Origin of the sequence: Sphingomonas sp. Leaf33 (assembly GCF_001421785.1) — a bacterium.
In the GTDB taxonomy this organism is placed as follows: Bacteria; Pseudomonadota; Alphaproteobacteria; order Sphingomonadales; family Sphingomonadaceae; genus Sphingomonas.
Genome location: NZ_LMLB01000001.1, coordinates 1,792,132 through 1,813,402, shown reverse-complemented (window position 1 = coordinate 1,813,402; position 21,271 = coordinate 1,792,132). Strand labels below are relative to the sequence as shown.

Here is a 21,271-nt window from a genome sequence, read left to right as displayed (position 1 = left end):
GCGCCACCAGCGGTGTAATCGCGGCCCGCCCCCTCCACCACCGCTTCGCGGCGGTCCCCCTCCCCGCGAGCGGGGAGGACAGCGTTCCCTGTCCTCACTCGTCCGAAAACCGATACCCGGCCCCATACAGCGTCTCGATCGCGTCGAACTCCGGATCGACCTCGCGGAACTTGCGCCGCACCCGCTTGATGTGGCTGTCGATCGTCCGATCGTCGACGTAGATGTCGTCCTGATAGGCCGCATCCATCAACTGGTTGCGTGTCTTCACGATGCCGGCCCGTTGCGCGAGCGTTTCCAGGATCAGGAATTCGGTGACCGTCAGCGTGACCGGGTTGCCGGCCCAGGTGACGCGGTGGCGCGCCGGGTCCATGACCAGCCGGCCGCGCGCGATCGGCACCTGTGCCTCCGCACCCTCGACCTCGGCGCCGACGGGGGCGCCTTCGGTTCGGCGCAGAATCGCGCGGATGCGGGCGATCAGCAGCCGCTGGCTGAACGGCTTGGCGATATAGTCGTCCGCGCCCATCGCCAGGCCCAGCGCCTCGTCCAGCTCGTCGTCCTTGCTGGTCAGGAAGATGACCGGGACCATCGATTTCTCGCGCAGCCGGCGCAGCAACTCCAGCCCGTCCATCCGCGGCATCTTCACGTCGAGCACCGCAAGGTCGGGGGGATTGTCGAGCAGCGCCTTCAGCGCGGTCTCGCCATCGGAGTAGACGCGGGTCAGAAACCCCTCGGTCTGCAGCGCGATCGACACCGAAGTCAGGATGTTCCGGTCGTCGTCGACGAGCGCGATCGTTGCGGTCATTCCGCAGCGTTAGTCGAGAAAAGCCGACGTCTCAACATTCGTGAATTTATGCCACCGCTGGCAGATTTGACCCGCCCGATACCCGCCGATAAGCGAGCCGCAACCGTCACATACGTATGCACCCGGCGGCAGTTCGGGGCATCGAGGAGATTATCAAGTGAGCGATCGCGTTCCCGACGCCGGCCTGGAGTCGCAGGGTATCGAAACCCGTGCTGACATCCACTGGAACCTCGTCACCGCCCGGCTGGTCGACGCCGCCCTTCGCCGCAACGAGGGCAAACTCAGCGCCGACGGGCCGCTGGTCGTCGAAACCGGCCCGCACACCGGCCGCTCCGCGCAGGACAAGTTCATCGTCCGCGATGCCGAGACCGAGAACACCGTCTGGTGGGGCAAGACGAACAAGGGAATGCTGCCGGAGCATTTCGCCGCGCTGAAGGAAGACTTCCTGACCGCGCTGCGCCGCCGCGAGGACCTGTACGTCCAGGACCTGTTCGGCGGCTCGCAGCCCGAGCACCGCGTGAAGGTGCGGGTCATCAACGAACTCGCGTGGCATAACCTGTTCATCCGCACGATGCTGGTGCGTCCCGAAGAGCACGAGCTGCGCGGCTTCGTCCCCGACTACACCATCATCGACCTGCCGAGCTTCCGCGCCAACCCGGCGCGTCATGGTACGCGCAGCGAAACGGTGATCGCGGTCAACCTGACCGAGAAGCTGATCCTGATCGGCGGCACGCGCTACGCCGGCGAAATGAAGAAGAGCGTCTTCGGCCTGCTCAACTACCTGTTGCCGACGACCGGCGTCATGCCAATGCATTGTTCGGCCAACATGGACGCCGACGGTTCGACCGCGGTGTTCTTCGGCCTCAGCGGCACCGGCAAGACGACGCTCTCGGCCGATCCCAAGCGCACGCTGATCGGCGACGACGAGCATGGCTGGTCGGACACCGCGGTCTTCAATTTCGAGGGCGGCTGCTACGCCAAGATGATCCGCCTGTCGGAGGATGCCGAGCCGGAGATCTTCGCGACCACCAAGCGGTTCGGTACCGTGCTAGAAAACGTCGTGATGGACCCCGTCACCCGCCAGCTCGACCTCGACGACGCCAGCCTCGCCGAGAATTCGCGTGGCGCCTATCCGATCGACTTCATCCCGAATTCGTCGGAAAAGAACATGGGCGGGGTGCCGAAGAACATCATCTTCCTGACCGCCGACGCTTATGGCGTGCTGCCCCCGATCGCGAAGCTGACGCCCGATCAGGCTATGTACCACTTCCTGTCGGGCTATACCGCGCGCGTCGCGGGCACCGAGATCGGCGTGACCGAGCCCGATGCGACCTTCTCGACCTGCTTCGGCGCGCCGTTCATGCCGCGTCACCCGAGCGTCTACGGCAATTTGCTGAAGGAGCGGATCGCTAAGGGCGGCGTCGATTGCTGGCTGGTCAACACCGGCTGGACCGGCGGCAAATACGGCATCGGCAGCCGCATGCCGATCAAGATCACCCGCGCGCTGCTCGATGCCGCGCTCGACGGCAGCCTGAAGGACGCCGAATTCCGTAAGGATGAGAATTTCGGATTCCAGGTGCCGGTGTCGGTGCCGGGCGTGGATGCAAAGATCCTCAACCCACGCGAAACCTGGCCGGATGCGGCGGACTATGACGCGACGGCGGCCAAGCTGGTCGGCCAGTTCGTCGAGAATTTCGCCCAGTTCGAGGCCCACGTCGACGAAGGCGTCCGCCAGGCCGCTCCGAAGGTCACGCGCGAGGCGGTCGCGGCGTAACGACAATCCTCCCCGGCACGGGGAGGGGGACCAGCCGGAGGCTGGTGGAGAGGGCGAGCCGCGAAGGCTGTATACGCGGAAAACCCCCTCCACCACCGGCTCTGCCGGCGGTCCCCCTCCCCGCGAGCGGGGAGGATTTTTCAGACCTTCCCGATCATCCGGTCGGTATCGCTCGCGACAATGCTCAGCGGTCGCGACCCACCGCCGACCACCATGTCGTTGAACGCCCGGTAATCGAACCGCGCGCCCAGCGCCGCCTTGGCCCTGTCACGCTGGCGATTGATCTCGCTATGCCCGACCTTGTAGCCGCACGCCTGGCCCGGCCAGACGCAGTAGCGGTCGATCTCGCTCGTCACGCCCTCGATCGTATCGCCGGTCGCCTCCGCGAACCATTCGCGCGCCGTGTCGCGGGTCCAGCGCTTCGCGTGGATGCCGGTATCGACCACCATCCGCGCCGCGCGGAACGCCATGGAGTCGAGGTAGCCCAACCGACCGGCGTCGTCGTCCGCATACACGCCGAGTTCGCCTGCCAGTTGCTCGGCATAAAGCGCCCAGCCCTCCTGAAACGCGCTGAACCCGCCACCGACCAGCGTGCCGAGCAGCGGCAGTTTCTGGTTGTATTCGCCCTGCCAGACATGACCGGGAATCGCCTCGTGATAGGTCAGCGTCGGCAGATTGTATTTCGTATGCCGCGCCGGATCGCGCAGGTTGATCCAGAACCGCCCCGGGATCGTCCCGTCGATCGACCCCGGCCCGCCATAGGCGCCCGGCGCGCCGATTTCCTCGGTAGGCGCGATCCGGCGCACCTCGACATTGCCGCGCACCAGCGCGTGGAACGCGCGGGGTAGGCGCGGGCGGATGTCGGCGATGCGGCCCTCGATGAACTTCAGTATCTGCGCGCGGCCTTCGTCCCCGCTCGCGAAGGTGAAGCGCGGGTCCTTGTTCAGCGCCCGCATCCGCGCGCCGACCGAGCCCTGCGTGAGGCTCATCGATCGCAGGATGACATCCATCTGGCGGTGATAGTCGGCATGCTGGCGCAAGCCTTCGGCATGGACCTGGTCCGGGGTCATCCGGGTGGTCGTCGCGGCACGCAGCGCCCAGGCGTAATAGGCATCGCCCTGCGGCAGTTTCCAAGCACCGGCGTCTGGCATGGCGAGCGGCCGGTGCGCCTTGAGCTCGGCGATCTGCCGCGCGAGCGCCGGCATGACGCCTCGCTCGACGATCCGCGTCGCCTGCGCCGTCCAGTCACCGGGGATGCCGGCGGTCTTCTTCGCCAGCGATGTCACGACCAGCATCTGCGCCGGCGCTTCCCCGCGCGTCAGCGTCATCGCACCCAATGTCTTGTCGAGGATGAAGTCGGGCGCGATCACGCCGCGCGCACGGTCGGCCTTCAGCCGCGCCGTCTCGCCGTCCAGTTGCTTCGACCAGGCGGCGAGCCGCGCCAGATAGGCCTCCGCATCGCCACGCGTCTTCACCGGATGATCGCCATCGAGGAATTTGGGCGTGTCGAGATAGCTGCCCATGTTCTGCGCGACGACATAGGGGCCGTTGCGCCACCCCGCGATCGACACGTCGCCATAGGGAAAGGCGAAGCCGTCCGCCGACGTGCGGTAGGCCGCCAGCGCGACCTCGGCCGTCCGCTTGTCCTGCGCGGCGCCGCTGCCATCGACGACCGCCTGCAATCGCGGGATCGCCCCGCCGACCCAGGCATGGACGCGCGCGACGCCGGCGGGGCCGGGATCGGACAATTGCCCGCGCAGGGCAGCCCGCGGGCCGGTATCGATGCCGAGCGACGTGGCGGTGTCGGGCGACAGCCGCAGCCATTCGTCGGCGAGCGTGTCGATCGTCGTCACCGGCGTCCTGGCGGTCGCGGGCAGGGCCGCCAGCAAGGTCGATCCGGCACTCGCGGCCAGCATGTCGCGGCGGGACAGGGTCATCAACGGGTCTCCGGCAAGGAAAGAGCTTCGACGATCAACGCAGTGTCGCGCACGCCGGTGACGCGCACGCGCGCACCGACGGGGACGTCCGGTCCGCTGGCGATCCATTCGCCGTCACCGACCCGCACCCGCCCGCGCCCGCCGTCGATCGCCTGGGTGACCGTCACCACTTCGCCCAGCAGCCGCGCGACGCGGTCGTTCAGCAACGGGTCGCTGCTGTCGGGACGGTTGTCGGTATACCAGCGCTTGCCCACCAGAACCGCGATCACCGACCAGGCGGTAAAGCCCAGCAACTGACCCCATAGCGGCAGGTCGGGGAACAGCAGCAGGAACACCCCGACGACCGCCGCGGCAAAGGCGAGGAAGACCAGGAACACGCCCGGCACGATCAACTCCGCACCGCCCAGCAGCAGCGCCGCGACCAGCCAGACCAGGCCGGGCGTGACGCTCATTCCTGCGGCCCCGAAACCCGCGGCACGGACGGTGTAGACTCACGCTTCGCTTGCGCCGCGACATTCTCACCCAGCGCGGCCTTCGCCAGCTCGCCGATCCCGCCCAGCGTGCCGATCAGCTGCGTCGCCTCGACCGGGAACAGGATAGTCTTCGCGTTCGGGCTGGTTGCGAACTTGCCCACCGCCTCGACATATTTCTGCGCGATGAAGTAATTGAGCGACTGGGTGCCGCCGTTCTCGATCGCTTCCGACACGACCTGGGTCGCCTTCGCCTCGGCCTCCGCCGCCCGCTCGCGCGCCTCCGCGTCGCGATAGGCCGATTCGCGGCGCCCCTCGGCCTCCAGGATGCGCGCCTGCTTCTGCCCCTCGGCGCGCAGGATTTCGGACGCTCTGCTGCCCTCGGCCTCCAGGATGTTCGCGCGCTTCTCGCGCTCTGCCTTCATCTGCCGGCCCATCGCGCTGACGATGTCGGCGGGCGGGCGGATGTCCTTGATCTCGACGCGCGTGATCTTCACGCCCCACGGCACCGTCGCATGATCGACCACCGACAACAGCCGCGCGTTGATCTCGTCGCGCTTCGACAGCGTCTCGTCCAGGTCCATGCTGCCCATCACGGTGCGCAGGTTGGTCGTCGTCAGCTGAAGCAGTGCGACGTAAAGGTCGGACACTTCGTACGCGGCCTTGGGCGCGTCGAGCACCTGGAAGAACACGACGCCGTCGGTCGAGACGATCGCATTGTCCTTGGTGATGATCTCCTGCCCAGGGATATCGATCACCTGCTCCATCATGTTCACGCGGCGCCCGACGCGGTAGAAGAAGGCGGGGTAGAAATTGAACCCCGGCGAGGCCGTGGTTGTGTAGCGGCCGAAATGCTCGATCGTGTACTGATACCCCTGCCGCACGATCTTGATCGACGCGAACAGGTAAAAGACGACGATCAGCAGCGCGACCAGGGCGGCGATGGTCAGTTCCATGTCGGCGATTCCCACTCCCGTTGAAGCCCATGAGGTAGCATAAGCGCTGCCCATGACCACACCCCGCCTTGCGCCGCGTTCGCTTCTGTTCCTGCCGGCGTCGAATCTGCGCGCGATCGCCAGGGCGCGAACGCTGGCCACGGACGCAGTGCTGCTCGACCTGGAGGATGCGGTCGCCGATGACGCCAAGGTGGCGGCGCGCGAAGCTGCCGTCGTCGCGGTCGGGGAGGGCTTCGCGGGCACGCTCGCCGCGATCCGGGTCAACGCGATCGATCATCCTGAACACGCGGCGGATGTGGCTGCCGTGGCCGGGTCTGCGGCCGACATCGTCGTCCTGCCGAAAGTCGAACATCCCGACGCCGCCGCCACGGTCGCCAGCGCCAGCGGCAAGCCGCTGCTCGCGATGATCGAAACCCCGCGCGGCGTATTGGCCGCGGCAGCGATCGCCGCGCAGCCCGGCGTGATCGGCCTGATCGCCGGCACCAACGATCTGCGAGCCACGCTGCGCCTGCCGCCGACCGCGCCGCGCGACAGCCTGAGCCACGCGCTGCAAGCCATCGTGCTGGCTGCCCGCGCGCACGACGCCTGGGCCTTCGACGGTGTGTACAATCGGCTGGCCGACGCGGATGGTTTTGCCGCTGAGGCGAGGATGGGGCGGGACCTGGGCTTCGACGGCAAGACGCTGATCCACCCGTCGCAGGTCGAATCCTGCAACGCCGCTTTCGGCCCGACATCGGACGAGATCGAGGACGCCCGTGCCCTGATCGCCGCCTTCACCGGCGGCGCCGAACGCTTCCGCGACCGGATGATCGAGGGGATGCACATCGACCAGGCGCGAGCTTTGTTGGCGCGCGCAGGGGACTAGCGCCCGTCACCCTGCTTGTTTACATGGCCCGCCAATTCTCGACTCGACCCAGATTGGCGCACCCATGATCGACATCCCCTACGGCCTGACCTTCGACGACGTGCTGCTGGTGCCGGCCGAGAGCGAAGTACTGCCGTCGATGGCGGACACGCGCACGCGGGTGACGCGCGAGCTGGCGCTCAACATCCCCGTGTTGTCGTCGGCGATGGACACCGTCACCGAAGAGGCGATGGCGATCATGATGGCGCAATTGGGCGGCATCGGCGTGCTCCACCGCAACCTGACGGTCGAACAGCAGGTCGCCGCCGTGACCGCCGTGAAGCGCTTCGAAAGCGGCATGGTCGTCAACCCGATCACGATCCGTCCCGAGGCGACGCTGGCGGATGCGCAGGCGCTGATGACGCGCCACCGGATCAGCGGTATTCCGGTCACCGAAACGTCGGGCAAGCTGGTCGGTATCCTGACGAACCGCGACGTGCGCTTTGCCGAGAATCCGAATCAGCCCGTCGCCGAACTGATGACGCACGAAAATCTGGCGACCGTATCGGTCGGCGTCAGCCAGGAGGAGGCGCGGCGCCAGCTCCACCAGCGCCGCATCGAAAAGCTGCTGGTGGTCGACGACGCCTATCGTTGCGTCGGCCTCGTAACGGTCAAGGACATCGAAAAGGCGGTGACCTATCCCAACGCGACCAAGGATGCCGCCGGGCGCCTCTGCGTCGCTGCCGCGACCACGGTCGGCGACAAGGGGTATGAGCGTACCGAAGCGCTGATCGACGCCGATTGCGATGTCGTCGTCATCGACACGGCGCACGGTCACAACAAGGATGTGGCCCGCGCGGTCGAGCGGGTGAAGGCACGCTCCAATCGTGTCCAGGTGATCGCCGGGAACGTCGCGACCGCGGAAGCCACCCGTGCGCTGATCGATGCGGGCGCGGACGGGGTGAAGGTCGGGATTGGTCCGGGATCGATCTGCACGACGCGGATCGTCGCCGGCGTCGGCGTGCCGCAGCTGACCGCGGTCATGAACGCTGCGGAGGAAGCCGCAAAGTCGGGCGTGCCGGTCATCGCCGATGGCGGCCTGCGCACCTCGGGCGACCTCGCCAAGGCACTGGCGGCGGGGGCCGCGACCTGCATGGTCGGCTCGCTGCTCGCCGGAACCGAGGAGGCGCCGGGCGAAACCTTTCTGTATCAAGGCCGTGCGTATAAGTCCTACCGCGGCATGGGAAGTGTCGGCGCCATGGGCCGCGGCTCGGCCGACCGCTATTTCCAGGGCGATATCAAGGATCAGCTGAAGCTGGTGCCTGAGGGGATCGAAGGCCAGGTCGCCTTCAAGGGATCGGCGCGCGAAGTCATCCACCAGCTGGTCGGCGGCATCAAGGCGGCGATGGGCTACACCGGCTCTGCGACCATTCCGGACCTTCAGCAGCGCGCGCAGTTCGTCCGCATCACCGGCGCAGGCCTGCGCGAAAGCCACGTCCACGACGTGACGATCACGCGGGAGGCCCCGAACTACCCGACGCGGGGGTGAGGCATCACGCTGCCCCTGCAAAGGCGCGAGCACGCGTTGTCGCAGGCGGAGGTCCGGCGATCATGGCAGCCGTACCAAACAAACCGCTGGCCAAGTTGGAAACGATTTGCTCCACGCGGAGGCATGACCAATCTGCACGCCGCCACGGCCGAAATTCTCCAAATCTCTCGCCCCGCGAAAAATGCGCATATGGGTGAGCTTCGTGAAGTTCGGAGTGTCGCAGCGTGACCCCCGCCGCCCGCACCCAGGCCGCGATCGAGCTGCTCGACGCGATCATCGTCGCCGCGCGTGACGGCGGTCCCGCGGCCGATACATTGATCGCCCGCTATTTCGCGCAGCGCCGCTACGCCGGGTCCAAGGACCGCCGCGCGGTCCGCGCGCTCGTCTACGACGCCATCCGCAGCGTCGGCGAGCGTCCCGTCAGCGGCCGGGCCGCGATGATCGCTCTCGTTAGGGACCTTCCGGAGCTCGCCGAAACCTTTGACGGCAGCGCGCATGGCCCGGCACCGATCGACGCGAAGGAGCCCGCCGCTCTCGCCGGCGTCGCTCCGGCATGGCTGGTCGATGCGCTGAAGCGGTCGGGGCTCGACCGCTTGCAACTGGCCGCGCTGCTCGACCGCGCGCCGCTCGATATTCGCGTGAACGCGTTGATGGGCTCGCGCGACGATGCGGTTGCGCTGTTCGAAGGGGCGGAGCCTATCGCCGGGACCGACAGCGGCCTGCGCCTGCCGGCCGACACCGCCGTCGAGCGGTCCGACGCCTTTACCGGCGGGCTAATCGAAGTGCAGGACGGAGGCAGTCAGATCGTCGCCACCGCCGCGCACGCAAAGCCGGGCATGACCGTCATCGACCTGTGCGCCGGGGCAGGCGGCAAGACGCTGGCCCTTGCCGCGCTGATGGCGAATGACGGACGCATCGTCGCGACCGACACCGACCGCGCGCGGCTCCAGCGGCTCCAGCCACGTGCCGATCGGGCGGGCATCACGATCGTCGAAACGCGACTGCTCGATCCCGGCCAGGAAGCGCAGGCGCTGGCGAATTTGCAGGCCGCCGCCGACGTCGTGCTGATCGACGCGCCGTGTTCGGGGACCGGCACGTGGCGGCGTAATCCCGAAGCGCGCTGGCGGCTGACATCGCCGCGGCTTGAAAGGCTGGTCGCGACGCAGGCGCGGTTGCTCGATCTCGGCGCGACGCTGGTGCAGCCCAGCGGATCGATCACATACATCGTCTGTTCACTGCTCGACGCCGAAGGTCGCGCACAGGTCGACGCGTTCCTTGCCCGCCATCCGGGCTGGGTGGCGGAGGCGCCGGAGGTCGGCACGCCGCACGGTGCGGGCGCGCGGCTGACGCCGGCCAGCGACGGGACCGACGGCTTTTTTGTCGCACGCCTCAGGGCTGCGTGATAGTTTTGCCCGCGATGATCGGGTGGGAGAGAGTGATGCGGTATCTTTCGGTCGCGGCGGCGGTGGGCCTGACCCTCGTGTCGCTGTCCACCTCGCTCCACGGCCAGCGCCGCGACGACCAGATCGACCCGCGCTCTGCTGCGCTGCTCGAGAAAGGTCGCGCGCTGAAGGCGGCCGGGAACCTGGCCGGGGCGACCGACATGGTCGAAACCGCACTAGTCGTCGATCCGCGCAACCGCCCCGGCTTCCTGTTGCTCGCCGAGATCGCTCGCGCGCAGAACCTGCCCGGTAAGGCGATCCGCCTGTATCGTGAGGCACTGCTGCTCGAACCCAACGACGTCGCCGCGCTCAAGGGGCAGGGCGAGGCGATGGTCCAGAAGGGCGCGGTCGAAAAGGCGAAGGAGAACCTCGCCAAGATCCAGAAGCTCTGCGCCGCGAAGCCATGTGCGGAGAGCACCCAGTTGTCGGCGGTGATCGCGAAGGGCCCGCCGGTCGTGTCGGCGACGGCGCAGGTCGCCAAGCAGGATGCGACCAAGGTGCCGGAGGCGAAGAACTAACCGAGCAGGCGCGCGACGGCGACGAACTCGGCGACGCTGACCGTCTCGGCGCGCCGGGCAGGATCGATCCCGACCTGCTCCAGTGCTTCGAGGGCACCGGGCACCGACTTCAGGCTTTGCCGCAGCATCTTGCGGCGCTGACCGAACGCCGCCGCCGTCAGTCGCTCGAGCGTAGCGGTCCGGACGCCATCGGGTGCTCGCGTTGGCACGATATGGACGACCGCCGACATGACTTTCGGCGGCGGCGTGAAGGCCGATCGGTGGACCGGCATCGCGATCCGCGCGGTCGATCGCCACTTGCTCAGCACCGCCAGCCGACCGTAATGATCGCTGTCGACCGGCGCCACGATCCGCTCGGCGACCTCCTTCTGGAACATCAGCGTCAGGCTGGCCCACCACGGCTCCCAGTCCGCCGTCAGCCAGCCGACCAACAGCGGCGTACCGATGTTATAGGGCAGGTTGGCGACAATATGCGGCCGGCTGGTAAACAGGCTGCGGTGATCGATCGCCATGGCGTCGCCCTCGACGACTGCCAGCTTGCCGGGATAGGCCGCCTCCAGTTCGGCGAGTGCCGGGATGCAGCGTCGGTCGCGCTCGATCGCGGTCACGCGGGCGCCGGCTGCCAGCAGCGCGCGGGTCAGGCCGCCCGGGCCCGGACCGATCTCCAGCACCTCGGCATCGGTCAGGTCGCCGGGAACGGCGGCGATCCGCGCGAGCAGCTGGCCGTCGAACAGGAAGTTCTGTCCCAGCGCCTTCGACGCAGCAAGGCCGTGGCGCGCGACGACGTCGCGCAGCGGGGGCAGGGCAGGTGTCGTCACGATTCGAGGCGGCGGGCCGCGGCCTCGCCGGCCAGTCGGATCGCCGCGATCGTCGCTCCGGCTTCGGCAAGCCCCTTGCCTGCGATGCCGAAGGCGGTGCCGTGGTCCGGCGAGGTGCGGACGATCGGCAGGCCGAGCGTCATGTTGACGCCCTCGTCGAAATGCAGCGCCTTCAGCGGGATCAGCGCCTGGTCGTGATAGAGGCACATCGCCGCGTCGTATCGCGCGCGGGCGCGGGCGTGGAACATGCTGTCGGCGGCGATCGGCCCGACCGCGTCGATGCCCTCTTCGACCAGCTGCGCGATGGCGGGTTCGAGCACGTCGATCTCCTCGCGTCCGATCGCGCCCGATTCGCCGGCGTGTGGATTGAGCCCGGCGAAGGCGAGCCGCGGCCGCTCGATCCCGAAATTGCGCTGCAGGCCGCGGACCGTGGCGCGCGCCTTGGCCAGCACCAGCTCGATCGTGATGAGGCCGGGCACCTCGGCCAACGCGACATGCGTCGTGATCGGCACCACCCGCAGCGTCGGGCCGGCGAGCATCATGACCGCATTCTCACGCGCGATGCCGCAGCGTTCGGCGACGAATTCGGTCTGGCCGGGATGGGTAAAGCCGATGCGGTAGAGCTCCGCTTTCGACACCGGCCCCGTCACCAGCGCCGACGCAGCGCCCGATCGCGTCACCCCGACCGCGACTTCCAGCGATTCGATCGCACAGCGCGCGCCATCGACATCGGGCTCGCCCGGCGTGATCTCGCCTGCGTCGGATACCGACAGCACCGGCAGTGCGTCGGCAAAGACCGCAGCAGCCTCGCCCGGCGCAGCAATACGAGCAACCGGTCCCGACCAGACGGCACTGATCGCGCGCACGTCGCCAATCGCGAAGAAGGCGGGCAGGACATGGCTGTCCCGCGCGTCCCATGCATTGGCGATCGTCTCCGGACCGATGCCGGCCGGGTCGCCCATCGATACGGCGATCGGCGCGGGGCGAACGCCCGCCACCACCTCAGCGATACTCGACGACCGCGTCGCGGCGAAGGTCGCGCAACATGCGCTGCGCCCGCAGATTGACGCGCTGGTCCTCCAGACGCGCCTGGATCTGCTCGGTCGTCGGCAAGTTCGCGGCCTTGGGATCGTCGCGACCGCACAGTACGAAGGCGCGCACGCCTTCCTTGGGATCGCCGAAGATCGGCGTCGACTGGCCGATCTGCATCTTCAGGATGACCTCCTGGAGCGCGGGCGGCAGCTCGCGCGCGCTGATCGAATCATTGTCGACGACCTCGGCACCGATCTCGTCGGCGATCTTGGCGACGCTGCCGCAGCCGTTGATCCGCTTCACTGCGGACGCCACAACCGACCCGCGCTGATTGGCTTGCGCCTCGCTAATGCCGGCAGGGAATTTCACGGTAAGCTGGCGCAGCGACAGCTTGGCGTCACGCGGATCGACGGTCAGCACCTGACGCTTGTCGACGAGGTACAGGATCGAATAGCCGCCCGGCACCTCGATCGGTCCGGCGATCTGACCGACCTGCAGGCCGGTGGCCGCCGTCTGCAATTCCTTGGGCAACACGTCGAGGCGCACCCAGTCCAGATCGCCGCCGACCGCCTTGGTCGAGGCGTCGGAAAAATTGCGTGCGAAATATTCGAACGGTGAGCCACCACGCATCTGCTCGATCATCTTGCGGCTCGCTTCGACCACTTCCTCTGCCGGACGCGACGCATCCACGCGCAGGAAGATTTCGGAGAGGTGGTATTCCTCGGTGCCCTTCGACGCTTCCAGACGGGCGAGGATCGCCTTGGCTTCGTCCTCGCTGACGTTGACCTGCGGCGTTACCTTCTTGCTGAGCAGACGGTTCCAGGCGAGATCACCCTCCAGCTGGCGCTTCAGCGCGCGGTCGGACGATCCCATGCCGCGCAGCAGCTTCGTCAGCTCGTCCGGCGACTTGTTGAAATTGCGCGCCACGCGGGCGTAGCTCGTCTCGATCTGCGCCTGCGGAATGGTGATGTCGTTGGCCTTGGCCTCCTGCACCTTCAGCGTATCGTCGACCAGTTCGCGCAGCATCTGCAGCTTGACCTGATCGACCTGATCGGCGGGCAGATTGACCTTGCGGCCATTCTGGATCTCGCTCAGGCCGATCGTCATCGCCATGCGCTGATCGACATCGGTGCCGGTCAGCACCGCGCCGTTGACGATCGCCGTCGGCTTGCGGACGTTGGGATCTGCCTTGCCGAATATCTGCAGGTTCTGCGGCAGGTTCAGCCCGGTCGAGGGGACCTGAGCATCCGGAACCGTCTGCGCTGCCAGCGTGCCGGCTGCGACCGTCGTCATCAGTACCGCGATCTGCGCGGCCGGGCGGCGGAGCCGCGCCAGGTGAGAAACCTTCATCACGTCGTTTCTGCTATCCCGTCATGCACCCACAGGCGCGAATGTAGAAGGCTCGCTATACACCAATTCCGGCTGAACCGTGGCTTACGCGAGAATCAGCGTCCCAAATTCTTGAACGACAACGTCAGGAGGTAACTGTTGCCTCGCCGCGCATCGCCGCGATCCTGATAGTCGCGCCGCCACGTAACGCCAAGCCTGAGGCAATCGTCTTCGTACGTCACGCCCAGCCGGTGCCGCACGGGGTCGAAGCCATCCGACTGCGACAACGGGTCCTCGGCGCGATCGGTCAGGTCCATCGTCGCTGATCCGAACACCGACCAGAAGCGCGCCACCTGCACGCGACCGCCGACACGCGCCTCCTCGCGATCTTGCAGATCCTCCAGCGACGCGTCGATATTGCGGTTGAGGCGAAGGTATCCGAGCAAGGCGTAGGTAGAGCGGGTGCCGATCGTCGCATCGACCTCGTTGCGTCGGACCGCGAATCCGTCCTTGTCGACCCGGTAACGATGGATCAGCGACACGAAATCGCGGAAACGAACGGTCGTGCGGCCGATATAGTCGGAGAAGCGATCCGACAGCCCGGTGCCATCGGGCAGGATCGAGGGGCGCTGCGACAGGCGATAGCTCTGGCCGATGTTCGCTTCCACCGACAGGCCCGGCAGGTCGAGCGCGTAGTCGGCGCCATAGGTGATCCGGGCGGTATCCTCGAATCGGTCGTAGCCGGGGAAGCGGTTGAGCGCGAAGAGGTTCGAATCCTCCAGTTCGACCGCCCGCGCATCCTCGTTCGGGATCGACAGGTTCGCGATCTTCGGGCTGGCGACGATCTGCGCGCGGGGCGTGAGCCGTTGCGTTCCGCCCAGGAAATTCCCGATCAGCGGCCATCGCACATCGACGGCGAGTGCACCGATCGCGCGGGTCGAGAAGCCTTCCTCGCCGCGGTAGCTGGCAACCGTCGTCGCCAGCACGTCGCGGGTGTTGTACAGGTCACCCCTGGCGAACGCGGTGAACGTAACTTCCTGGCCCCATCGCGTCAGACGCCGCAGATCCCAGCGCAGCGAGGCGAACGCACGCTGCGTATCCTGGCCCTCGGGCCGGGTCAGCGCCAGCGTATTGAGTTGCAGCAGCGCCTGTCCACCGAACAGCCCGCCGATGCGTCGGCGATAGTCGATCTCGGGCAGCGCGATCGGCTGCAGGCTCTGGTTCTCGGTCAGCCGCATCGTCTGCGTCGACCATCCGGCGATTGAGAAGTAGCTATCGGGGTCGATACGCTCGACTCGCACGGTCGAGCGCAGGCGATCGTCACGCGAGATGTCGTAGCGGCGCAGGAAGGTCTTGTCCGTGACCAGGCGGATCGATTCGCTGACGCTCCAGTTCGGGCTCAGCTGCAATCGGCCCGAACTGTCGAGATAGCCGCGGAACGCATATTCGGACGTTCCCGTGACACCGGAAATGCCGGGATCGTCACTCCGCCGGCTCGACGTAGCCCAGCCGGCGATGCGGAACGCACCCAGGCTGTTCAACTCGCGATACTCGGCCGACAGCATCGGCACGGTGGCGGTGAATATCCGCGGCGTGACGATCAGGTCACGGCTTTGGTCGATCTTGAAGAGATAGGGGAGGCCGATCTCCAATCCGTTGACGCGGCCCAGGCGGATGTCGGGCAGCAACAGCCCGCTTGCCGGGCGACCACCGATCGGATGCGAGAATGTCGGCAGTGGGATGGTCGGGAGGCCGAACAGCGACAGTCGCGCGCCCTTGTATTTGATACGCCCGGCATCCGGATCGTAGACCACGCGGACCGCGGTGATCTTCCAGACCGGTTCCTGGGGGCAGCCGGCGCTGTTGGTGACCGAACAGGGCGTGTAGGCGGCATCTTCGACCACGATCACGCCCCCGTCCTCGCGGCTGCCGCGCCGGGCCGCGATGCGACCGCCCTGTTCCAGGACGACCAGCATGTTCTCGATCACGCCGTCCTTCAGCGAATCGGTCAGTTCGATACGGTCGCCATAGGCCACGTCGCCGCCGGGATTGGTGACGGCGATGTTGCCGTTCGCGATGACCTGGCCGGTCTTGCGGTTCCACGTGACGGTGTCGGCCCGCAGCCGGTCGGCCTGGCGAAACATCCGCACATCGCCCTTCGCCGTGACGACGTCGTCCTCGAACTGGTATTCCAGCGTGTCGGCACTGAACTGGACCTGGTCGTCGGATGCGGGGAGCGCTGTTTCGGACGGCGGCGGCGCTGATACGACGCGGTCCTGCAAGTCCTGCGCACCGGCCGGGAACGCAGATAGTGCGAACGCCAGGGCACCGGTCGAGAGCAGGGCGGGACGCTTCACGAAATTCCAGTCTCCACACGGCCGCCCTCGGCCCAGTCTCGCGCCCTATCGCATCGCTTGGCGTCGCCCGCAATCGCCCTGCGATGCTTTGCGAAACATGCCGGCCGTGCCTAGATAGCACGGTATCGATCACAATATCCCGGACACTTTCGAATGCACGTGACCTTTGCCGCCTCCGCTCCCGACGATGCCGACGTCGTCGTCCTGCCGGTCGAAAAGGACGGCGTGGGCCGAGCGCGGCTGACCAGCCTGGACGACGCCGGGCGTGCGCTGGTCCTGGGCGGCGCGGCAGCGACGAAGTTCGATGGCGATGCCGGTGCGATCGCGGAATATGTCGTCACTGGCGAAAACGGCGTGCGGCGCGTCGCCCTGCTGGGCATCGGCGCCGGGGCCGATCGCGACTGGGACAAGGCGGGCGGAGCGTTGATCGCGCGCTATCTTGTCGGCGGCACGACAACGGTCGCGATCGATCTGTCGAGCCTCGACACGCCGCCGACCGCGCAGGCCATCGCCGGCCTCGCGGCGACCGCCACGCAGCGCGGCTGGCGGCATGACGTATACCGCACAAAGCTGACCGCCAAACAGAAGCCGAGCCTTACGTCGCTGACGATCGTCGGCGCGCCGGGCGACACCGACACCAGCTTCGCCGCGGTCGATGCAGTGACGCAGGGCATGGAACTGACCCGCACGCTGGTCGCCGAGCCCGCCAATATCCTGTATCCCGAGAGCTTCGTCGAGCGCGTGACGCAGGCGGTCGACGGTCTGGGGCTGGAGATCGACGTTCTCGACGAAGCGCAGATGCGCGACCACGGCATGGGCGCACTGCTCGGCGTCAGCCAGGGGTCGCGGCGCGAGGCGCGGTTGCTGGTGCTCAAATGGACCGGCGGTGGCGAGGGCGCGCCGACCGTGGCGCTGGTCGGGAAGGGCGTGACGTTCGATACCGGCGGCATCTCGATCAAGCCGGCCGGCGGCATGGAGGACATGAAGTGGGACATGGGCGGCGCCGGCGCCGTCGCGGGTGCAATGAAGGCGCTCGCCACCCGCAAGGCGAAGGCGAACGTCATCGGCGTCATGGGGCTGGTCGAGAACATGCCCGACGGCAATGCCCAGCGCCCCGGTGACGTCGTGACGTCGATGTCGGGCCAGACGATCGAGGTCATCAACACCGATGCGGAAGGGCGCTTAGTGCTGTGCGACGCGATCACCTGGGTCCAGCAGGCGCACAAGCCGGCGACCATCGTCGATCTGGCCACGCTGACCGGCGCGATGATCGTCAGCCTGGGCAATGAATATGGCGGCTTGTTCGCCAACGACGAGGATCTGGCCGGGCAACTGCTGTCCGCCAGCCTGGCGTCGGGCGACAAGCTGTGGCGCTTCCCGCTGGCCGATGCCTACGACAAGCTGATCGACAGTCCGATCGCCGACATGAAGAACGTCGGCCCCCGTGGCGCCGGATCGATCACGGCCGCGCAGTTCCTGAAGCGCTTCGTCGACGATGGGGTCAAATGGGCGCACCTCGACATTGCGGGCATGGTCTGGTCGGACAAGGACGGCACCAACTACGCCAAGGGCGCGACCGGCTACGGCGTCCGGTTGCTCGACCGCTTCATCCGCGACGCTTTCGAGCGCTGACGCCCGGTTCGTGCAGGTCGACTTCTACCATCTGCTCGCCAGCCCGCTCGAACGGGTGTTGCCGCGGATCGCCGAGCGGATGGTCGGCGGCGACGGGCGGCTGGTGATCGTCGCGGGGGACGAGCGTCAGCGCATGTCCCTCGATCGGCTATTGTGGACCTACGCGCCCGACAGCTTTCTGCCCCATGCACAGGCCGGGGGCGAGCGCGATGCGGACCAGCCGGTGTTGATTGCGGGCGATGCCGTCGCCGCCAACGGCGCGCGCAACGTCGCGCTCGTCGATGGCGTCTGGCGCGACGAAGCCCTGACCTTCGATCGCGCCTTTCATTTCTTCGACGACGACAGCGTCGGTGCGGCGCGGGTCGCGTGGAAGGGGCTGGCCGATCGCGAGGGCGTCGAGCGGCGCTACTGGAAGCAGGACGACGGCGGCAGATGGACGCAGGCGGCCTGACGGTTGCCAAGCGGGCGTGCCCCGACTAGGGCAGCGCCGCAATTCCACGCACCTCATAAAGACAGGAGCCCGTGACCATCATGGCCGCGAACCGTACTTTTTCGATCATCAAGCCCGATGCCACCCGCCGCAATCTGACCGGTGCGGTCACCAAGATGCTGGAAGACGGCGGCCTGCGTGTCGTGGCGTCGAAGCGCATCCAGATGACCAAGGAGCAGGCCGAGGGCTTCTATGCGGTCCACAAGGAACGCCCGTTCTTCAACGACCTGGTCAGCTTCATGATCTCCGGCCCGGTCGTCGTCCAGGTGCTGGAAGGCGAGAACGCCATGCAGCGCAACCGCGACATCATGGGCGCGACCAACCCCGAAAACGCCGAGCCCGGCACGATCCGCAAAGAACTGGCCGAGTCGATCGAGGCGAATTCGGTCCACGGGTCGGATTCGGACGAGAATGCCGAAATCGAGATCGCCTATTTCTTCAAGCCGGAAGAAATCATCGGCTGAATGACATGGGAAGGGGGGCTCAAACCCCCATCCACACGGCATCGAGGCGGCGCTGGTCGCCGCCCGATTGCCGCCGGACAAGTCCGCGCAAGACAAACGACCGGCCGCCGATCAGGCCGCCGGCTTCGGTTTGCCACAACAGATCGTATATCGCCGTTTCCGAGCGCTCGCCCGCATCCGCCGCGCAGGTCGCGGTGATCAGGACGGGGATGCGCCCATCGCGTCGATCGGAACCGCCGTCCGTCAGCTTCAACATCGGCTTTTCCAGCCAGGCCGTTTCGATCCGGTGGGTCGCAACGGTCGTCTGCGCATCCACGCCGATCGCGCTGGGGAAGCGGATTTCGGTCGATTCCAGCGAGCAGTCTGCGGGCGCCCGAAGCTCGACGCCGCTCGCATCGACCGCTGCGGTCGTCAGCGGTACCCGCTGGCGCTGGGCGGTCTGTTCGGCGCGCGTCGCCGCCTTGTCCGCGGCGGCATCCTGCCGATCCTGCCAGCCGCTCCAGAACGTCAGCCCTGCGATGACGACGCCCGCGACCGCCACGGCTTCACCGATCGAGATCCAGCGACGGCGGATCGCACGGGCCTCCGCCTTTTCGGCCGGCGTGTCGTCGCTCATCGCCCGCCGGCTTCGAGAAAGCGGCGCGGGGCGACCATTTCCCAGCTCTGCGCGACCCGGTCGCCGATGTGATCCCAGTCGGTGCCGGGAGCATCGGTCCGGATCGCGATCCAGCCCGAGGAAGCGAGATAGGCCGGCTTGAAATAGAGCGCAGGATCGGCGTCGATCAGCGCGTCCATCTCGTCGGCGCCGGTGGTCTTCACCAGCACGACGGTTTCGCCGTCGCCGTGATGATCGTGCCAAAAGTACGCGAAGAACTTGCCGCCTTCGACAAGGAAGCCGGGCGCACCGTGCGACAGGCGCTCCTCCGCACCGGGCAGGGCCAGCGTGATCGCGCGCAGCTTTTCGAGGTCGCCGTCCTGATCCGGGCTCATCGCTTCACGAACTCCGCGAGTGTCTTGGGATAGAGCGAATGCTCGACCCCCAGCACGCGTTCCGCCAGACTGTCGGGCGTATCGCCGGGCAGGATCGGGACCCGCGCCTGGCCGAGCACGTCGCCGGCGTCGAGCTCCGCCGTCACGACATGGACCGAACAGCCCGCCTCCGCGTCACCGGCCGCGATCGCACGGGCGTGGGTGTCCAGACCTTTGTAGAGCGGTAGCAGCGACGGGTGGATGTTGACGATCCGCCCTGCCCAGCGCGCAACGAAGTCGTCGGACAACAGACGCATATAGCCGGCAAGCGCGATCACCTCGACCCCGGCGCCGCGCAAGGCCGCGTCGAACGCCGCTTCGCGCTCCCCGCGTTTGCCGGAGTGGGCGAGGGTCGCGATGCCCTGTTCCGCGGCCCAGGCGAGGCCCGCGGCATCGGGCTTGTCGCTGGCCACGAGGACGACCCGGTATGCGTCGCCGCCCGCGCGGACGAGCGCCTGCATGTTCGAACCACGGCCCGAGATCAGGATACCGACCCGGGCCGTCATGGGCGGCAAACTTCGCGAACCTTACCCATGTGCGCGTAGAAAGCCTGTATAAAATTTCGCATGTTGGGAGCGATGGGCAGCATCATGGGAGCGGGCTGACAGGATATGTCCAACATTACCAGCCCGGTCCTTTAGGCGGCGTGGGTCGCGGACCAGGCGCTGCGGGCGCTCCAGGTTTCCGTCGAGCCCGTGACGGTGCACCCGCGCTCGCCCGCCCGCACGTCGCCGATGCGGACGACGGTTTCCCCCGCCGCGGTCAGGTTCGCTGCCACCGTGTCGGCATCGGCTGCGGCGACGATCACCGCCATGCCGATCCCGCAGTTGAAGGTCCGCGCCATTTCCTCGGGCTCGATCGACCCTTGCGCCTGGAGGAAGGCCATCAGTCGCGGTTGCGGCCAGGCGTCGGCATCGACGTGCGCGTGGAGCCCCTCGGGCAGGACACGCGGGATGTTCTCCAGCAAGCCGCCACCGGTGATGTGCGCCAGCCCATGGATGCGATGGCTGCGCAGTTCGGGAAGCAGCGGCTTCACGTAGATGCGGGTCGGTGCCATCAGCGCGTCGATCATGCGGACCTCGTGGTCGAAGGTCGCGGGGCGATCGAGCTTCCAGCCCTTGTCGGCAGCCAGCCGGCGAACGAGGCTGAAGCCGTTCGAGTGGACGCCCGAGGAGGCGAGGCCGAGGATCACGTCGCCTGTCGCCACGCTGTCGCCGGTCAGCAATTCGTCACGCTCGACCGCACCGACGCAGAAACCGGCGAGGTCATAGTCGCCGTCCGCATACATCCCCGGCATTTCGGCGGTCTCCCCGCCGATCAGCGCGCAGCCGGCCTGGCGGCACCCCTCCGCGATGCCGGCGATGACGCGGGTCGCGACCGTGTTGTCGAGCTTTCCGCTGGCGTAATAGTCGAGGAAGAACAGCGGCTCGGCGCCCTGGACGATCAGGTCGTTGACGCACATCGCGACCAGGTCGATGCCGACGCCGTCGTGCGCGTCATGCTCGATCGCGAGTTTCAGCTTGGTGCCGACGCCGTCGTTGGCGGCGACCAGCAGCGGGTCCTTGAACCCGGCCGCCCTGGGGTCGAACACGCCGCCGAAACCGCCGAGCGCCGCATCTGCGCCGGGACGGCGGGTGGATTTCGCAAGCGGCGCGATGGCGCGGACCAGCGCATTGCCCGCGGCGATCGAGACGCCGGCCTGTTCGTAGGTGTAGCTTTCGGTCACGACCTTACCCCTGCATCCGCTCGCCCTGAACGGGGATTTGGATGGTCCCGTAACGACAAGCCGCTTGGATTTCCACGCCCGCTTCGCCAAAAGGGCGCTCAA

The 21,271-nt window shown here is 67.4% G+C and carries 20 protein-coding genes; 8 read left to right on the top strand and 12 right to left on the bottom strand.

Features of this window, described 5'->3' with window-relative positions:
- Positions 1 to 94 precede the first annotated feature (94 nt).
- Positions 95 to 802 (bottom strand): response regulator transcription factor, encoded by a 708-nt coding sequence (locus ASE86_RS08975; protein WP_056424868.1) that lies wholly within the window; start codon positions 800 to 802, stop codon positions 95 to 97.
- Between the two features lie 157 nt (positions 803 to 959).
- On the opposite strand from ASE86_RS08975, the gene ASE86_RS08970 reads away from it, so the two are divergent.
- The gene (locus tag ASE86_RS08970; protein WP_056424865.1) at positions 960 to 2,576 is read left to right on the top strand and encodes a phosphoenolpyruvate carboxykinase; all 1,617 of its coding nucleotides are present in this window, start codon (positions 960 to 962) and stop codon (positions 2,574 to 2,576) included.
- A 140-nt stretch (positions 2,577 to 2,716) separates the two neighbouring features.
- Here ASE86_RS08970 and ASE86_RS08965 read toward each other — a convergent pair whose 3' ends face one another.
- From ASE86_RS08965 to ASE86_RS08955, 3 genes are read right to left on the bottom strand one after another with little or no spacing between them, the layout of a single operon-like run.
- Positions 2,717 to 4,513, bottom strand: coding sequence for a DUF885 domain-containing protein (locus ASE86_RS08965; protein WP_056424862.1), 1,797 nt, complete (start codon positions 4,511 to 4,513; stop codon positions 2,717 to 2,719).
- Complete coding sequence (locus ASE86_RS08960) at positions 4,513 to 4,965, bottom strand: NfeD family protein (RefSeq protein ID WP_056424859.1); 453 nt, start codon at positions 4,963 to 4,965, stop codon at positions 4,513 to 4,515. The genes ASE86_RS08965 and ASE86_RS08960 overlap by 1 nt, the downstream gene beginning before the upstream one ends.
- The gene (locus tag ASE86_RS08955) at positions 4,962 to 5,939 is read right to left on the bottom strand and encodes an SPFH domain-containing protein (RefSeq protein WP_056424856.1); all 978 of its coding nucleotides are present in this window, start codon (positions 5,937 to 5,939) and stop codon (positions 4,962 to 4,964) included. The genes ASE86_RS08960 and ASE86_RS08955 overlap by 4 nt, the downstream gene beginning before the upstream one ends.
- Before the next feature lie 52 nt (positions 5,940 to 5,991).
- Between ASE86_RS08955 and ASE86_RS08950 the strand changes: the two genes are divergently transcribed.
- The 4 genes from ASE86_RS08950 (at position 5,992) to ASE86_RS08935 (ending at position 10,292) form a co-directional block, all read left to right on the top strand.
- A complete protein-coding gene (locus tag ASE86_RS08950; RefSeq protein ID WP_056424854.1) occupies positions 5,992 to 6,804 on the top strand; it encodes an HpcH/HpaI aldolase/citrate lyase family protein in 813 nt (270 codons plus the stop codon).
- A 67-nt stretch (positions 6,805 to 6,871) separates the two neighbouring features.
- Complete coding sequence (guaB, locus tag ASE86_RS08945) at positions 6,872 to 8,332, top strand: IMP dehydrogenase (RefSeq protein ID WP_056426909.1); 1,461 nt, start codon at positions 6,872 to 6,874, stop codon at positions 8,330 to 8,332.
- Positions 8,333 to 8,556: 224 nt separating this feature from the next.
- On the top strand, positions 8,557 to 9,735 hold the full coding sequence (locus ASE86_RS08940) for an RsmB/NOP family class I SAM-dependent RNA methyltransferase (protein WP_056424850.1): 1,179 nt from the start codon (positions 8,557 to 8,559) through the stop codon (positions 9,733 to 9,735).
- Between the two features lie 35 nt (positions 9,736 to 9,770).
- Positions 9,771 to 10,292: a hypothetical protein gene (locus ASE86_RS08935; protein ID WP_200911498.1), complete on the top strand. Its 522-nt coding sequence runs from the start codon at positions 9,771 to 9,773 to the stop codon at positions 10,290 to 10,292.
- Here ASE86_RS08935 and rsmA read toward each other — a convergent pair.
- The 4 genes from rsmA to ASE86_RS08915 all read right to left on the bottom strand — a co-directional run bounded on the left by rsmA (position 10,289) and on the right by ASE86_RS08915 (position 15,828).
- Positions 10,289 to 11,110 (bottom strand): 16S rRNA (adenine(1518)-N(6)/adenine(1519)-N(6))-dimethyltransferase RsmA, encoded by an 822-nt coding sequence (gene rsmA, locus ASE86_RS08930; protein ID WP_056424847.1) that lies wholly within the window; start codon positions 11,108 to 11,110, stop codon positions 10,289 to 10,291. The two genes, ASE86_RS08935 and rsmA, sit on opposite strands and share 4 nt — an antisense overlap.
- Entirely contained in the window at positions 11,107 to 12,072 is a 966-nt protein-coding gene (gene pdxA, locus ASE86_RS08925; protein WP_056426904.1) for a 4-hydroxythreonine-4-phosphate dehydrogenase PdxA, read from the bottom strand. The genes rsmA and pdxA overlap by 4 nt, the downstream gene beginning before the upstream one ends.
- Before the next feature lie 40 nt (positions 12,073 to 12,112).
- Positions 12,113 to 13,492: a peptidylprolyl isomerase gene (locus ASE86_RS08920; protein ID WP_056426900.1), complete on the bottom strand. Its 1,380-nt coding sequence runs from the start codon at positions 13,490 to 13,492 to the stop codon at positions 12,113 to 12,115.
- Positions 13,493 to 13,587: 95 nt separating this feature from the next.
- Positions 13,588 to 15,828: an LPS-assembly protein LptD gene (locus ASE86_RS08915; protein ID WP_056424844.1), complete on the bottom strand. Its 2,241-nt coding sequence runs from the start codon at positions 15,826 to 15,828 to the stop codon at positions 13,588 to 13,590.
- Between the two features lie 153 nt (positions 15,829 to 15,981).
- Between ASE86_RS08915 and ASE86_RS08910 the strand changes: the two genes are divergently transcribed.
- From ASE86_RS08910 to ndk, 3 genes are all read left to right on the top strand, one after another.
- Entirely contained in the window at positions 15,982 to 17,460 is a 1,479-nt protein-coding gene (locus ASE86_RS08910) for a leucyl aminopeptidase (RefSeq protein WP_056424841.1), read from the top strand.
- Positions 17,461 to 17,470: 10 nt separating this feature from the next.
- Positions 17,471 to 17,911, top strand: coding sequence for a DNA polymerase III subunit chi (locus ASE86_RS08905; protein WP_056424837.1), 441 nt, complete (start codon positions 17,471 to 17,473; stop codon positions 17,909 to 17,911).
- 80 nt (positions 17,912 to 17,991) lie between these two features.
- The gene (gene ndk / locus ASE86_RS08900; RefSeq protein WP_056424833.1) at positions 17,992 to 18,414 is read left to right on the top strand and encodes a nucleoside-diphosphate kinase; all 423 of its coding nucleotides are present in this window, start codon (positions 17,992 to 17,994) and stop codon (positions 18,412 to 18,414) included.
- Between the two features lie 19 nt (positions 18,415 to 18,433).
- On the opposite strand, the gene ASE86_RS08895 is transcribed toward ndk, so the two are convergent.
- From ASE86_RS08895 to purM, 4 genes are all read right to left on the bottom strand, one after another.
- Positions 18,434 to 19,030, bottom strand: a complete 597-nt coding sequence (locus tag ASE86_RS08895) for a hypothetical protein (RefSeq protein WP_056424831.1) — start codon at positions 19,028 to 19,030, stop codon at positions 18,434 to 18,436.
- Complete coding sequence (locus ASE86_RS08890; RefSeq protein WP_056424828.1) at positions 19,027 to 19,404, bottom strand: MmcQ/YjbR family DNA-binding protein; 378 nt, start codon at positions 19,402 to 19,404, stop codon at positions 19,027 to 19,029. Before ASE86_RS08890 ends, ASE86_RS08895 begins: the two co-directional genes overlap by 4 nt.
- Positions 19,401 to 19,949, bottom strand: coding sequence for a phosphoribosylglycinamide formyltransferase (gene purN / locus ASE86_RS08885; RefSeq protein ID WP_056424824.1), 549 nt, complete (start codon positions 19,947 to 19,949; stop codon positions 19,401 to 19,403). The genes ASE86_RS08890 and purN overlap by 4 nt, the downstream gene beginning before the upstream one ends.
- A 131-nt stretch (positions 19,950 to 20,080) precedes the next feature.
- A complete protein-coding gene (gene purM, locus ASE86_RS08880) occupies positions 20,081 to 21,169 on the bottom strand; it encodes a phosphoribosylformylglycinamidine cyclo-ligase (RefSeq protein WP_056424818.1) in 1,089 nt (362 codons plus the stop codon).
- Between the last annotated feature and the right edge of the window lie 102 nt (positions 21,170 to 21,271).

What these genes read in the sequence shown, in the direction of transcription:
- ASE86_RS08890 (WP_056424828.1), bottom strand. Translation starts at nt 19,404, where the DNA reads ATGAGCCCGGATCAGGACGGCGACCTCGAAAAGCTGCGCGCGATCACG.
- ASE86_RS08920 (WP_056426900.1), bottom strand. Translation starts at nt 13,492, where the DNA reads ATGAAGGTTTCTCACCTGGCGCGGCTCCGCCGCCCGGCCGCGCAGATC.
- pdxA (WP_056426904.1), bottom strand. Translation starts at nt 12,072, where the DNA reads ATGGGCGACCCGGCCGGCATCGGTCCGGAGACGATCGCCAATGCATGG.
- ASE86_RS08975 (WP_056424868.1), bottom strand. Translation starts at nt 802, where the DNA reads ATGACCGCAACGATCGCGCTCGTCGACGACGACCGGAACATCCTGACT.
- ASE86_RS08950 (WP_056424854.1), top strand. Translation starts at nt 5,992, where the DNA reads ATGACCACACCCCGCCTTGCGCCGCGTTCGCTTCTGTTCCTGCCGGCG.
- ASE86_RS08935 (WP_200911498.1), top strand. Translation starts at nt 9,771, where the DNA reads ATGCGGTATCTTTCGGTCGCGGCGGCGGTGGGCCTGACCCTCGTGTCG.
- ASE86_RS08955 (WP_056424856.1), bottom strand. Translation starts at nt 5,939, where the DNA reads ATGGAACTGACCATCGCCGCCCTGGTCGCGCTGCTGATCGTCGTCTTT.
- purN (WP_056424824.1), bottom strand. Translation starts at nt 19,949, where the DNA reads ATGACGGCCCGGGTCGGTATCCTGATCTCGGGCCGTGGTTCGAACATG.
- ASE86_RS08965 (WP_056424862.1), bottom strand. Translation starts at nt 4,513, where the DNA reads ATGACCCTGTCCCGCCGCGACATGCTGGCCGCGAGTGCCGGATCGACC.
- ASE86_RS08895 (WP_056424831.1), bottom strand. Translation starts at nt 19,030, where the DNA reads ATGAGCGACGACACGCCGGCCGAAAAGGCGGAGGCCCGTGCGATCCGC.
- ASE86_RS08960 (WP_056424859.1), bottom strand. Translation starts at nt 4,965, where the DNA reads ATGAGCGTCACGCCCGGCCTGGTCTGGCTGGTCGCGGCGCTGCTGCTG.
- ASE86_RS08910 (WP_056424841.1), top strand. Translation starts at nt 15,982, where the DNA reads ATGCACGTGACCTTTGCCGCCTCCGCTCCCGACGATGCCGACGTCGTC.
- ndk (WP_056424833.1), top strand. Translation starts at nt 17,992, where the DNA reads ATGGCCGCGAACCGTACTTTTTCGATCATCAAGCCCGATGCCACCCGC.